The following is a 12405-nucleotide window of genomic DNA, read 5'->3' on the forward strand; positions in this document are numbered from 1 at the left end:
GCCAGGGGAGCGTGATCGCGCATTTCCAGTTAATGCGTACGATGTGCAAGTGCGCACCACCGACTACACCATCAGGACCGCCACCGCCGCCGACCTGGACGCCGCCCGAGCCGTCATGCTCGACACCGTCTACCGCGACTTCGGTACCGGGTACGTTCCGCGTTGGCACGCCGATGTGATCGACCCGGCCGAGGCCTACCTGACCCCCGTCCGGCACACGCTCCTCGTCGCGGTCGCCGCCGACGGCGAGGTCGTGGGTACCGGGGCTCTCGACTCCCGGGGGCCCGTGCACCCCCCGAACCCTGCCCGCGTCGCCGAGCGGTTCCCCTCCGGGGTGACCGCGCAGTTGCGGCGGGTGTACGTGCGGGCCGGGCATCGGCGGCGTGGGCTCGCGCGTCGACTTGTCGATGAGTTGCTCGCGTTCGCCGTCGCCGACGGGGGGTACCGGGCGGTCTATCTGCACACCGACCCCACCGTCACCGGGGCCGAGCCCTTCTGGCGGTCACTGGCCAAGGTGGTGCACGACGAGCGGGAGGATGCCGGGGGCGGGCAGGGGATCGTGCACTTCGAGGTGCCCATGGCGGGATGGCGCGAGGTCAGGTAGTCGTGAAAATCGTTTCCATGTAGGCTCCCCGTGCGCTGCCCCACACGCGGCCGCCGCCCGACGCCAGACGCCCGAACACCACGTGCCCGCACCTGACCTGATCGATCCGAGGACCATGCGCTCCCACCGCCGCCCCCGGCTGCTCGCCCCGTTCCTGCTCGTGCCGCTGCTGGCCGGCTGCTTCGCCTCCGGAGGGGGCGACGACTCCGCGTCGGGTGACGGCAACGGCGGCGACGGCGCCCGTCTCCGCGTCGCCCTCGCCTTCCCGCCCGCCGAGAACCTGTCCCCGTACGGCGCCGACGCCACCCTGCTCAGCCGTCTCGGGGTCACCGAGGGACTCACCTCGCTGGACGCCAACGGGTCCGCGGCGCCCGCGCTCGCCGAGTCCTGGCGGCGGGACGGGGACAAGACCTGGGAGTTCAGCCTCCGCGACGCCACCTTCCAGGACGGGGGCCAAGTGACCCCCGCCGCCGTGGCCGAGTCCCTCACGCACGCCACCGACGCCGAGCCCGCGCCCGCCGCCCTCGCCGGTGTCACCCTCAGCGCCGAGGCGGGCGGCGACCGGGTCGTACGCATCACCACCGCCGAGCCCGACCCCGTGCTGCCGCTGCGGCTCTCCAGCCCCAGCCTCGCGATACTTTCCAAGGGCGCCTATGAGAAGAGTGACCGCGTCGATCCCGTCGGCCACGCCACCGGGCCCTTCGAGCTGACCGAGGTCAACGGCGACACCTCCGCCTCCCTCGACCGGTTCGACGACTACTGGGGCGGCCGCGCCCAGGCCTCCGGTATCGACGCCCGCTTCATCGCCGACGGCACCGCCCGCGCCAACGCCCTGCGGACCGGCGAAATCGACATCGCCGAGGCCGTTCCCGTCGCCCAGGCCGCCTCGCTCGACGAGAAGACCCGGCGCGACACCGCCACCACCCGGACCACGAGCCTGCTCCTCAACGCCTCGTCGGGATCCTTCGAGGACGCCGGGCTGCGGGCCGCCGCCCGCGCCGCGCTCGACACCTCCGTGTTCGCCAAGGACGTGTACGAGGGGTACGGCGATCCCGGTGCCGGGGTCTACGGGCCCGCCGTGACCTGGGCGGAGGGGAAGCGGACCCCGCCCGTCGGGCGGGCGGCGGCCAAGAAGCCCGGGGACGGGGACACCGTCACCCTCGCCACCTACGACAACCGGCCCGAGCTGCCCGAGGTCGCCCAGGTGGTCAAGCAGCAGCTGGAGAAGGCCGGGTTCACCGTCAAGCTCACCGTGCGGGAGTACTCGCGGCTCGAAGGGGACGCGCTGGACGGGAAGTTCGACGCCTTCGTGCTCGCCCGGAACACGCTGCTCGACACCGGTGACCCCGTCGCCGTGCTCGCCAGCGACTACACCTGCGACGGCGGGTTCAACATCGCCCAGTTGTGCGACGAGGGCGTCGACCGTGCCGTCGCCGACGCCGAGAAGATCGCCGACACCGCGAAGCGCCAGGACGCCGCCATGGCCGCCGAGGCACGCGTCCTCGGCAGTGACGCCGTCGTGCCGCTCGTGCACCAGCGCATCATCACCGGCGTCGCCGACTCCGTACAGGGCGTCGTCCTCGACCCGTACGAGCGCACGCTCGTCGACACCGGCACCCGGCGCTGAACCGTGCTGCAGCGGGTGGCCGCCCTGGCCTGGCGGGTCGTGCTCGCGGGTGGGCTCGTGTGCGGGGTGGGGCTGCTGCCCTGGCTCACCCGCACCGATCCCGCGTACACCGTTCTCAAGGCGCGGTCCGCCGAGCGGGAGCCCACGCCCGAGGTGCTCGCCGACATCCGGCGGCAGCTCGGGATCGACGGTGGGCCCCTGCACGTGCTCACCGGCTGGCTGGGCGGGCTCGTGCGCGGGGACGCCGGGCGGTCGTGGATCTCCGGCGCGGACGTCCTGCCCGACGTGACGCGGGCGCTCGGTGCCTCGCTGCTGCTCATGGGTGTCGCGCTGTTCGTCGCCGTCCTCACCGCCGGGTTGATCTGCGCACGCACCCTGCGCCTCGGGGCCCGGCGGCGGCTCGGTGGGCGGCGCGGGGGCGGGAGCCTGTCCGCCGTCCTCGCCTCGCTGCCCGAGTTCCTCGTCGCCTCCGTGCTCGCCACCGTCGTCGGGGTGCAGTTGGGGTGGCTGCCCGCGCTGGGGTGGTACGGGCCCCAGTGGACCGTGCTGCCCGCGCTCGCCCTCGGGCTGCCCGCGGGCGCCGTGCTGGGGCGGCTGCTCGACGATCTGCTGCCCGGTGCCTTCGCGGAGCCGTGGGCGCTGGCCGCCGCGGCGCGTGGGGTGACCGGGAGGTCCGTCGCCCGGCAGGCCGTGCGGCGGTGCGTGCCGGCGCTGCTGCCCAACCTCGGACTGTTCGTCGTCGGGCTGACCGGCGGGGCCGTCGCCGTCGAGCAGGTCTTCGACATCCCCGGGCTCGGGCGTGCCACCCTTCAGGCCGCCCTCGCGCAGGACCTGCCCGTGCTCCAGGCCGGAACCCTCGCCCTCGTGCTGCTCGCCGGGCTCGCCACCGGCGCCACCCGCGTCGCCGCCCGGCTGCTCACCGGGCCCGCGCTGCGGGACGGCGCCCTGTCCTCGCTGCACCGGCCCACCCCGCCCGCCGGGGGAGTGCTGCCGGTGCTCTACGGTGCCCTGCTGCTCGCCGTCGTCGGGTTCGGGCTCGCCCGTGATCCGCTCGCCCTCGACACCGGGCAGCGGCTGCGGGCGCCCTCCCTCGGCCATCCCTTCGGCACCGACGCCCTCGGGCGCGACCTGCTCGCCCGGGTCGGCCACGGGGCACTGGACACGCTGTTCCTCGCCGCCGCCATCAGTGCCGCCGCCCTGCTCGTGGGCGTACTGCTCGGGCTCGTGCCCCGGGTCTCCGCGCCTCTCGTCGACACCGTCAACGCCGTACCGCCGGTGCTCGTCGCGCTGCTCGTCACCGCCGTCGCGGGGAGCGGCGCGGCCACCCCCGCGCTCGCCGTGGGCGCCGTCGCCTGGGCGCCGCTCGCCGCGCACACCTCCTCCCTGCTGCGGCAGGAGCGCGCCACGCTGCACATCACCGCCACCAAGGGGCTGGGCGCGGGGCGGGTCCATCTGCTGCGGCACGAGTTGCTGCCCGCCGTGCTGCCGCCCGTCCTCCGGCACGCCCTGCTGCGGCTGCCCGGTGTCGCCCTCGCGCTCGCCTCGCTCGGATTCCTCGGACTCGGCGCCCAGCCGCCGTCCCCCGAGTGGGGGCTGCTCCTCGCCGAGAACCAGCCCTACGCCGAGCGCGCCCCCTGGGCCGTCCTCGCCCCCGCCGCCGTACTGGCCCTGCTCGGCGCGCTGGCCGTCAGTGCCGCGGGCGGGCTGCGCCGACGGCCCACCGGACCCTCCCCGCGCAGGTCCGAGGCGGTCGAGCGGCGGTCCGTGGCGGAGACCGAGCAGGAAGAACCGGCCGGAGTCGGGTGACATGACCTCCACGTCCGCCGCCGCCACCGGTGGGCGGTCCGGGCAGGTGCCCGGCCGTCGTACCGCCCCGTTCGCCACGCTCTCCCCGCTGCTCCGGCTGCTCATCCTCACCCAGCTCGCCTTCAACGTCGGCTTCTTCGCCGTGCTGCCCTTCCTCGCCGAGCATCTGGGGCAGTCCGTCGGCATGGCGGGGTGGCTGGTCGGATTCGTGCTCGGGCTGCGGACCTTCAGTCAGCAGGGGCTGTTCGTGGTCGGCGGGGCGCTCGCCGACCGGTACGGCATCCGGCCCGTGGTGCTCGCCGGGTGCGTGCTGCGGATCGCCGGGTTCGCCTGGCTCGGATTCGCCGAGCGGACCTGGGCCGTCGTCGGTGCCGTCCTGCTGATCGGGTTCGCCGCCGCGCTGTTCTCGCCGGCCGTCGAGTCCGAGGTCGCCCGGCAGGCCGTCGTGTGGGAGGAGGCGGGGGGCGGGGACCGGACGCGGGTGCTCGCGCTGTTCACCGTCGCCGGGCAGGCCGGTGCCTTCGTCGGGCCGCTGCTGGGCGCGCTGCTGCTCGCCGTCGACTTCCGTACCGCCTGCCTCGCCGGGGCCGGGGTCTTCGTCCTGGTCCTCGTCGGGCACGCGTGGCTGCTGCCGCAGCGCGTTCCCGGGCGGGCCCGGGTCCGGATGCGGGGCGGGGCCCGGCTCGTGCTGCGCAACCGGCGCTTCCTCGCGCTGTGCTGCGCCTACGGTGCCTACCTCCTCGCCTACAACCAGCTCTACCTGGCCCTGCCCGCCGAGGTGGAACGGGCCGCCGGTTCGCAGGCGCCGCTGGCCTGGCTGTTCGCGCTGTCGTCGCTGCTGGTGGTGACCGCGCAGTTGCCGGTGACCCGGTGGGCGGGGGAGCGGCTGGCGCGGCGCCGGTCGATGGTGGCGGGGCTGGTGCTGATCGCCGTCGGGTTCGCCGTCGTCGGCCTGGCACGGCCCGCGGGGTGGACGGGGACGGGTGGGCTGCTGCCCGCCGCCGGGTTCGTCGTCCTGCTCACCCTCGGGCAGATGCTCGTCGCGCCCGTCGCCCGCGCCTGGGTGCCGGACCTCGCCGAGGACGGGCGGCTCGGGCTGTACACCGGGGCGCTGTCCTCGCTCTCCGGGATCGTCGTGCTGGCCGGCAGCTCCGCGACCGGGCTGCTGCTGGACACCGGGCTGCCGGTCGCCGTGCCGTGGCTGGTGCTGGCCGCCGTACCGCTGGTGGCGGCGGGGACGCTGCCCGGGCGGCAGTGCCCAGCGCCCGGACCCGTCCAGCGGTCACGGCCGCAACCGGACGGTCCCGCCGAAGCGTCCGACCAGGCAGCGAACCATCCCCACCAGGACCATCCCCACCAGGAAAGGTGACACTGTGCCACCACGAGCTCTGGACGCCGTGCAACAGGCCGAGACATGCGCCGACATCGGCGAAGTGCTGGGCGACAGTCTCCCCGACGGCTGGGCGAGGGCGACCCTGCGGTGGTCAGAGCTGGCCGTCGGCGGTTCGTCGGCCTCCCTCGCCGTCGTGGCGGAGGACGGCAGCAGTCTCACCGCGGCGGGCATCCCGCAGGGCATCACTGAGCTGTGCCGGAGGCTGCGGCTGGGGATGTACTCGGAGACCGGCGGTACCTGGTTCACGCTGATCTACACGCTGACTCCTGGGCGGTACTCGGTCCGCTACGACTACGACGACGAGCCGGACGCGCCGTCCTTCACGCCCGAGCACTATGCCCGGGACCTCGCCTACTTCCCGCGCGCGGAGGAGAACGTTCCGGACTGGCTCAGGAAGAAGCTGGACGGGCTCCCCAACGTCTACGGGGGCGTGTACCTGGAGGCCGACGCCCGGGACGGCGTCCCGAGGCCCTCGCCGGAGGATTTCGAAGGCGCGCTGTCCCGGGCGGGTTGGGAGACGGGCGCGTCCGACCGGTTCCGCGGGGAGCTCGCCTTCTCCACCGACTGGGCCCGGCTCAGCACACTCTCCGGCCCCGGCCTCATCCGCTTCGCCGGACAGGCCGACCCGGAGAAGTGGGAAGCACTCCACTCCCTGCTCACCGGGTTCGGCTGGAACGTCGGCATGTCGTGCCACGAGCCCCGGGGCGGAGACCTCGTACGGGAGTTCCCGCCGCCCCGGGAGACCGGCCGCTGACCGTTCGGGCCTAGCGGCGCAGCGTCGCCACCGCGTCGTCGAAGAGGCGCTCGGGGTCCTCCGCGCCGCCGGAGCGGTACCACGCGTCGACGGCCGCGTCGAAGCAGGCCAGGGCGGCGGCGACGAAGGCCAGCGCCCTGGGGTCCGGGTCCGCCGTGGGGGGCAGGCCCAGGCGGCGCTGGATGTCCGGGGCGAGCAGTTCCTGCCAGCGCAGGTGCTTCTCCAGGTGCCGGGCGCGCACGGAGGGCGCCTCGTGGTGGATGCGGGCGAGGGTGAGCTGCTCCTCCGGGGTCGTGTCCGCCGGACGGATGGTCAGGAAGGCCGCCCGGATGGCGGTCCAGGCCGACTCCTCGTCCGGGCGGGCCTCCAGCGCGGCCCGTACCGACTCGCCCAGCGCCTGGGTGTCGCCCAGGACGAGGTCCTCCTTGCTCCCGAAATAGTGGAAGAAGGAGCGGCGCGAGATGCCCACGGCACTGGTGATCTGGTCGATCGTCGTCGCCTCGAAGCCCTGTTCCGCGAAGAGCTGCATGGCGGTGGCGGTGATCTCCGCGCGCGCGGCGCGGCGCGCGCGCTCTCGAAGCGTGGGGGTGTCGGCCATGCACTCAGCCTATAGCTTTGCATGCGGCGCTCAGATATTCACTGTGGGCAAGATTGTGCATTGAAGGCACTGCTTGCACTGAGTGCAAAGTGCTGCCTACAGTGCATGGCATGACTGCAATCGACTTCTCCGGTCAGACCACGGTCGTCACCGGCGCCAGCTCCGGGATCGGCGCCGCGTTCGCCCGCGAACTCGCCCGCCGCGGCTCCGACCTCGTCCTCGTCGCACGGCGGCTCGACCGCCTGGAGGACCTTGCCTCCGAACTGCGTGCACAACACGGCGTACGGATCACTTCGGTGCGGCTCGACCTGAGCGAGCCGGGCGCGGGGCGTCGGCTGGCCGCCGACCTGGCGGGGCGGGGCATCCGCGTCGACGGCCTGGTGAACAACGCCGGATTCGGCACCAACGGCGCCTTCCACCAGGAGGACCCCGACCGCCTCACCGACGAGATCAACGTGGACGTGGCCAACCTCGTCGACCTGACCCGGGCGTTCATCGAGCCGCTCCGCGACTCCGGCCGGGGCGTCCTCGTGAACGTCGCGAGCGCGGCGGCCTACACGCCCAGCCCCGAGTTGGCGGTCTACGCCGCCTGCAAGGCCTTCGTGCTCAGCTTCACCGAGGCCCTGTGGTACGAGTCCCGCGGCACCGGCCTGCGGGTGCTCTCGCTCGCGCCGGGGCTCACCCGCACCGAGTTCTTCGACGGCTTCGAGGGCGGTGCCTACCAGGGCAGCTACCAGACCCCCGAGCAGGTGGTCGCGACCGCGATGCGCGCCCTGGACCGCGGACGGCGGCCGAGCGTGCAGTCGGGGCGTCTGAACGCCCTCATGGTCTCGTTGCCCCGCCTCTTCACCCGGCGCAGGTCCGTCCTGATCAGCGGGCGGATCTCGGCGCGCTCCTCGGGATCGGCCCGCTCGGCGGGGTCGGTGGGCGCGGCTGCCTAGAAGGGGCGGGCCTACTGCGCGACGAGTTCCCGCATCGCCGTGGCAGGTGCCGCGGGAATCCGCGACCGCCGCCACAGCCGCCGCACGTCCCGCCCGAACGACCACACCAACAGGCCCAGCGCCACCGCCACCACTGCGGCGTTCCCCGCGCGCGGCAGCAGTTCCGCACCCGCGAGGAGCAGCAGGACGCCCTGGAGCGCGGCCACCGTCTTGCGGGCCGTGCTCGGCGGCAGCGGGGCCGTCAGCCACGGCCACACCCGGGCCGCGGCCACGAACACGTACCGCATGCCGCCGATCAGCAGCACCCACGGGCCCAGGTCCAGCGCGACGTACACGCTCAGCACCAGGATGAGGAACGCGTCGACCTCCATGTCGAAGCGCGCGCCCAGCGGTGTCGACGTGCCGGTGCGGCGGGCGACCTTGCCGTCCACGCCGTCCAGGATCAGGGCCACGGCCGTCAGGCCGACGAGGAGGGACACGGGCGGCGCGCTGCGGAAGGAGTCCGCGACCAGGGCGGTGACCCCGCCGACCAGGGTGGCCCGGCCGAGGGTGACCCGGTTGGCCGGGCCGAACGACGGCAGCCGGGAGCGGTGCAGGGCACGGGAGAGCACCGCCCAGCTCGCGAACGCGAACGCCAGGCCGGTCAGCCAGCCCGCCGTGCCCATGCCGATCGCGGTGCCGAGCAGGGCCAGGAGCAGGATCTGCGCGCCCGCGCCGACCGCCGTCTCCTGCTGAACGGACCTCGCGGGACCGGCGTCGTACGCGTCGTACGCGTCGTCCGTGTGGTTCAGGTTGATCAGGGCCACCGAACATCCTCCGGCCGTGTGACAGAGTCGATCAACGCCGCTACCTTGTGCGCGGCTTGTGCATCCCTCGGTACGTGAGTGGCTTCCCGATCGTTCAGGAGGACTTCCGATGACACGCATGGCACGTGCGTTCTGGCTCGAAGCGCCGGGGCGGGGTGCGATCCGCGAGGTGGAGCTGCCGGTACCGGGCGCGGACGAGGTGCTCGTGCGCGCCCTCTTCAGCGGGGTCAGCCGTGGCACCGAGACCCTCGTCTTCGGCGGCCGGGTGCCGGAGAACCAGTACACGGCGATGCGCGCGCCGTTCCAGGAGGGCGACTTCCCCGGGCCGGTGAAGTACGGCTACCTCGGCGTCGGGGTGGTGGAGGAGGGGCCGGAGCGTCTCGTCGGGCGCACCGTGTTCTGTCTTCACCCGCACCAGACCCGGTACGTCGTCCCCGCCGCGGCCGTGACGCCGGTACCGCCCTCGGTCCCCGCCGGGCGGGCCGTGCTCGCCGGCACCGTCGAGACCGCCGTCAACGCCCTGTGGGACGCGGCGCCGCTGATCGGCGACCGGGTCAGCGTGGTCGGCGGCGGCATGGTCGGCTGCTCGGTCGCCGCCCTGCTGGCCCGGTTCCCGGGCGTGCGGGTGGAGTTGGTCGACGCCGACCCGGCCCGGGGGGACGTCGCCGAGGCGCTCGGTGCCGGATTCGCGTCCCCGGACGACGCCGCCGGGGACCGCGACCTCGTCGTGCACGCCAGCGCCACGGAGGCCGGGCTCGCCCGGTCGCTGGAACTGCTGCGGCCCGAGGGCACCGTCGTCGAACTGAGCTGGTACGGCGACCGGGGCGTCGCCCTGCCGCTGGGCGAGGCCTTCCACTCCCGGCGCCTGACCCTGCGCGGCAGCCAGGTCGGCACCGTCTCACCGGCCCGCGCCGCCACCCGCACCTACACCGACCGGCTCGCGCTCGCCCTCGAACTGCTCGCCGACCCGGCGCTCGACGCGCTCGTCACCGGTGAATCCGCCTTCGCCGAACTGCCGGAGCTGATGCCGCGGCTGGCCTCCGGCGCGCTCCCCGCCCTGTGCCACCGGATCCGCTACGACGACGAGGACACCGGCACGGACGCCCGCGGCGGCGCCTGACCTTGAGGAAAGACGTACGGCCCACTGAACAGGGGAAGGCATCCAGCCGTAATAGACGGCACCCGCGCAGCGATCGGCGGGGGACCAGACGCGCCACACCTGGAGGGTCGTCCGTTGTTCAGCATCACCGTCCGCGATCACATCATGATCGCCCACAGCTTCCGCGGCGACGTCTTCGGGCCCGCGCAACGCCTGCACGGAGCGACGTTCCTGGTGGACGCCACCTTCCGGCGCGAGCAGCTGGACGAGGACAACATCGTCGTCGACATCGGTCTGGCCACCCAGGAGCTGGGTGCCGTCGTGGGTGCGCTGAACTACCGCAACCTCGACAACGAACCCGACTTCGCCGGCGTCAACACCTCCACGGAGTTCCTGGCCAAGGTCATCGCCGACCGGCTCGCCGAGCGCGTGCACAAGGGCGCGCTCGGCGAGGGCGCCAAGGGCCTGGCCGGGCTCACCGTCACTCTGCACGAGTCGCACGTCGCCTGGGCGAGTTACGAGCGTGCGCTGTGACCGGCACGACCGCCGCCGGGCGGACCCGGCTCGCCCACGTCCCCGCCCAGCCGCCGGGGACGACCCAGACCCAGACCCAGCCCCAGACCCCGGTCCCGGTCCCGGTCCCGAGGAACGGGGGGATCGTCCCCATGTCCCTGCGATCCGTGCACTTCGTCATGCCGGGCGGCGTCGACGACCCGGCCGCGCCCAGTGGCGGCAACGCCTACGACCGGCGGGTACGGCTCGACCTGCCCGGCTTCGGCTGGCGGGTACGGGGGCTGCCCGTGCCCGGCGACTGGCCCCGGCCGGACGACGCGGCCCGCGCGGAACTCGCCCGCGTCCTGCGGCGGTTGCCGGACGGCGCGGTCGTCCTCCTCGACGGTCTGGTGGCCTGCGGGGTGCCGGAGGTCGTCGTCCCGGAGGCCGAACGGCTGCGCATGGCCGTCCTCGTCCACCTCCCGCTCGGCGACGAGACCGGCCTCGACCCCGCCGTGGCGGCCGGCCTGGACGCCCGCGAGCGCACGGTGCTGCGTGCCGTCCCGGCCGTCGTCGCCACCAGCGACTGGGCGGTGCGCCGCCTCGTCTCCCACCACGGCCTGGACCCGGGCCGCGTCCACGTGGCCGCTCCCGGCGCCGACATCGCGCCCCTCGCTCCGGGCACCGACGGCGTCTCCCGGCTGGTGTGCGTCGCCGCGGTCACCCCGCGCAAAGGCCAGCACCGGCTGGTGGAGGCGCTGGCGACGGTGTCCGACCTGTCGTGGAGCTGCGTGTGCGTCGGCGGGCTCGCACAGGATCCGGAGTACGTCGGCCGGCTGCGGTCGCTGATCGCGCGGCACGGTCTGCAGGAGCGGCTGGTGCTCGCCGGACCGCGGAACGGCGCCGGCCTGGACGCCATCTACGCCGCCGCCGACCTGATGGTCCTCACCTCGTACGCCGAGACGTACGGCATGGCGGTGACCGAGGCACTCGCCCGCGGCATCCCCGTGCTGGCCACGGACGTCGGCGGCCTGCCGGAGGCGGTCGGACGCGCGCCCGACGGGGGCGTACCCGGCATCCTCGTCCCGCCGGAGGACCCCGCCGCCCTCGCCGCGGAGCTGCGCGGCTGGTTCGGCGAGCCGGACGTACGACGGCGGCTCAAGGCCGCCGCCCGTGGTCGCCGCGCCGCCCTGAACGGCTGGGCGAGCACGGCCCAGAGCCTGGCCGGCGTACTGCACCGGCTGCCGGGCGAACCGAGGAGGGCCGCATGAGCACGAGCAAGCCCGCCGACCGGAACGCCGTCGTCCCCGTCGCGGGCCCGGTCCGCCCCGCGACGCAGCCGCCGGACGACGCCGCCAGGCGGTCCTCCGGCGAGCGTGCCACCGTCCGCCTGCGCGGAGCGCCGGTGCGCGAGCACCCCGCGGAGCCCCCGCGCTACGCCCCCGAGTGGCTGCGGCTGCGCGAGCCCGCCGATGCCGCCGCGCGGGCCCACGACCTGCTCGACCCGCTGCGGATCAGGCTCGCCAACCTGCCGGGGCGGGCGGACGGGCTGGTGGTGCACGACCTGGGCTGCGGCACCGGGTCGATGGGGCGCTGGCTGGCCCCGCTGCTCGACGGTGCCCAGCACTGGGTGCTGCACGACCGCGACCCCTACCTCTTGCACTTCGCCGCCGTCGCCGCCCCGCGCACCGCCGCCGACGGCAGCCGCGTCACCGTCGAGACGCGGCGCGGGGACCTCGCCCGCCTCTCCCCGGACGCGTTGCACGGCGCCGCGTTGGTGACGGCGTCCGCGCTGCTCGACGTCCTCACCGCCGAGGAGGTCGGCAAGCTCGCCGCCGCCTGTACCGCGGCCGGCTGCCCGGCGCTGCTGACCCTCTCCGTCGCCGGACGCGTAGAGCTCACCCCGCCCCATCCCCTGGACGCCGAGATCACCGAGGCGTTCAACGACCACCAGCGGCGCACCGGCCTGCTCGGTCCGGACGCCGTCACCGCCGCCGCCGAGGCCTTCGCCGGGCACGGCGCCACCGTACGGGCGCACCCCAGTGACTGGCAGCTGGGACCCGACGAGGCCGGACTCACCGCCCAGTGGCTGCGGGGCTGGGTCGGTGCGGCCGTCGAACAGCGCCCGGAACTGCGGGCGCGGGCCGACCGGTACCTGGAGGAGCGCCTCGCGGCCTGCGCGGCCGGGGAGTTGCGTGTCGTCGTCCACCACACCGACCTGCTGGCGCTGTGCCGGCCGACGGGCGGGGCCCGGTGAGCGCACCGACGCTGCCGACGGTGTCGAC

At 74.6% G+C, this 12405-nt stretch carries 12 protein-coding genes; 10 read left to right on the forward strand and 2 right to left on the reverse strand.

The genetic code is table 11. The annotated features are described in order from the left end of the window. Window positions 1-49: 49 nt before the first annotated feature. From ACH4D3_RS04000 to ACH4D3_RS04020, 5 genes are all read left to right on the forward strand, one after another. The gene (locus ACH4D3_RS04000) at window positions 50-604 is read left to right on the forward strand and encodes a GNAT family N-acetyltransferase (RefSeq protein WP_398316042.1); all 555 of its coding nucleotides are present in this window, start codon (window positions 50-52) and stop codon (window positions 602-604) included. Window positions 605-719: 115 nt separating this feature from the next. Continuing rightward, entirely contained in the window at window positions 720-2231 is a 1512-nt protein-coding gene (locus ACH4D3_RS04005; protein ID WP_398316637.1) for an ABC transporter substrate-binding protein, read from the forward strand. Between the two features lie 3 nt (window positions 2232-2234). Then, entirely contained in the window at window positions 2235-4037 is a 1803-nt protein-coding gene (locus ACH4D3_RS04010; protein ID WP_398316044.1) for an ABC transporter permease subunit, read from the forward strand. 1 nt (window position 4038) lies between these two features. Next, the gene (locus ACH4D3_RS04015) at window positions 4039-5406 is read left to right on the forward strand and encodes an MDR family MFS transporter (RefSeq protein ID WP_398316046.1); all 1368 of its coding nucleotides are present in this window, start codon (window positions 4039-4041) and stop codon (window positions 5404-5406) included. A gap of 4 nt (window positions 5407-5410) precedes the next feature. Then, complete coding sequence (locus ACH4D3_RS04020) at window positions 5411-6184, forward strand: hypothetical protein (protein WP_398316048.1); 774 nt, start codon at window positions 5411-5413, stop codon at window positions 6182-6184. A 10-nt stretch (window positions 6185-6194) separates the two neighbouring features. Here ACH4D3_RS04020 and ACH4D3_RS04025 read toward each other — a convergent pair whose 3' ends face one another. Further along, window positions 6195-6782 carry a TetR/AcrR family transcriptional regulator gene (locus ACH4D3_RS04025; RefSeq protein WP_398316050.1) on the reverse strand — a complete coding sequence of 196 codons (588 nt, stop codon included), beginning with the start codon at window positions 6780-6782 and terminating at the stop codon, window positions 6195-6197. 110 nt (window positions 6783-6892) lie between these two features. Between ACH4D3_RS04025 and ACH4D3_RS04030 the strand changes: the two genes are divergently transcribed. Further along, window positions 6893-7723, forward strand: a complete 831-nt coding sequence (locus ACH4D3_RS04030) for an SDR family NAD(P)-dependent oxidoreductase (RefSeq protein WP_398316052.1) — start codon at window positions 6893-6895, stop codon at window positions 7721-7723. Window positions 7724-7734: 11 nt separating this feature from the next. Here ACH4D3_RS04030 and ACH4D3_RS04035 read toward each other — a convergent pair whose 3' ends face one another. Continuing rightward, the gene (locus ACH4D3_RS04035) at window positions 7735-8529 is read right to left on the reverse strand and encodes a CDP-alcohol phosphatidyltransferase family protein (RefSeq protein ID WP_398316054.1); all 795 of its coding nucleotides are present in this window, start codon (window positions 8527-8529) and stop codon (window positions 7735-7737) included. A gap of 109 nt (window positions 8530-8638) precedes the next feature. Here ACH4D3_RS04035 and ACH4D3_RS04040 point away from each other — a divergent pair, with 109 nt between their 5' ends. The 4 genes from ACH4D3_RS04040 (at window position 8639) to ACH4D3_RS04055 (ending at window position 12377) form a co-directional block, all read left to right on the forward strand. Further along, window positions 8639-9649, forward strand: a complete 1011-nt coding sequence (locus tag ACH4D3_RS04040; RefSeq protein WP_398316056.1) for a zinc-binding alcohol dehydrogenase — start codon at window positions 8639-8641, stop codon at window positions 9647-9649. A 114-nt stretch (window positions 9650-9763) separates the two neighbouring features. Then, entirely contained in the window at window positions 9764-10162 is a 399-nt protein-coding gene (locus ACH4D3_RS04045) for a 6-carboxytetrahydropterin synthase (RefSeq protein WP_356861895.1), read from the forward strand. Then, complete coding sequence (locus ACH4D3_RS04050; protein WP_398316058.1) at window positions 10159-11391, forward strand: glycosyltransferase family 4 protein; 1233 nt, start codon at window positions 10159-10161, stop codon at window positions 11389-11391. The genes ACH4D3_RS04045 and ACH4D3_RS04050 overlap by 4 nt, the downstream gene beginning before the upstream one ends. Next, on the forward strand, window positions 11388-12377 hold the full coding sequence (locus ACH4D3_RS04055; protein WP_398316060.1) for an SAM-dependent methyltransferase: 990 nt from the start codon (window positions 11388-11390) through the stop codon (window positions 12375-12377). The genes ACH4D3_RS04050 and ACH4D3_RS04055 overlap by 4 nt, the downstream gene beginning before the upstream one ends. Window positions 12378-12405: the final 28 nt, after the last annotated feature.

The organism is Streptomyces sp. NPDC018026 (genome assembly GCF_044327745.1).
GTDB classification, from domain to species: Bacteria; Actinomycetota; Actinomycetes; order Streptomycetales; family Streptomycetaceae; genus Streptomyces; species Streptomyces rubrogriseus.

What these genes read in the sequence shown, in the direction of transcription:
- ACH4D3_RS04005 (WP_398316637.1), top strand. Translation starts at nt 720, where the DNA reads ATGCGCTCCCACCGCCGCCCCCGGCTGCTCGCCCCGTTCCTGCTCGTG.
- ACH4D3_RS04015 (WP_398316046.1), top strand. Translation starts at nt 4,039, where the DNA reads ATGACCTCCACGTCCGCCGCCGCCACCGGTGGGCGGTCCGGGCAGGTG.
- ACH4D3_RS04025 (WP_398316050.1), bottom strand. Translation starts at nt 6,782, where the DNA reads ATGGCCGACACCCCCACGCTTCGAGAGCGCGCGCGCCGCGCCGCGCGC.
- ACH4D3_RS04030 (WP_398316052.1), top strand. Translation starts at nt 6,893, where the DNA reads ATGACTGCAATCGACTTCTCCGGTCAGACCACGGTCGTCACCGGCGCC.
- ACH4D3_RS04040 (WP_398316056.1), top strand. Translation starts at nt 8,639, where the DNA reads ATGACACGCATGGCACGTGCGTTCTGGCTCGAAGCGCCGGGGCGGGGT.
- ACH4D3_RS04055 (WP_398316060.1), top strand. Translation starts at nt 11,388, where the DNA reads ATGAGCACGAGCAAGCCCGCCGACCGGAACGCCGTCGTCCCCGTCGCG.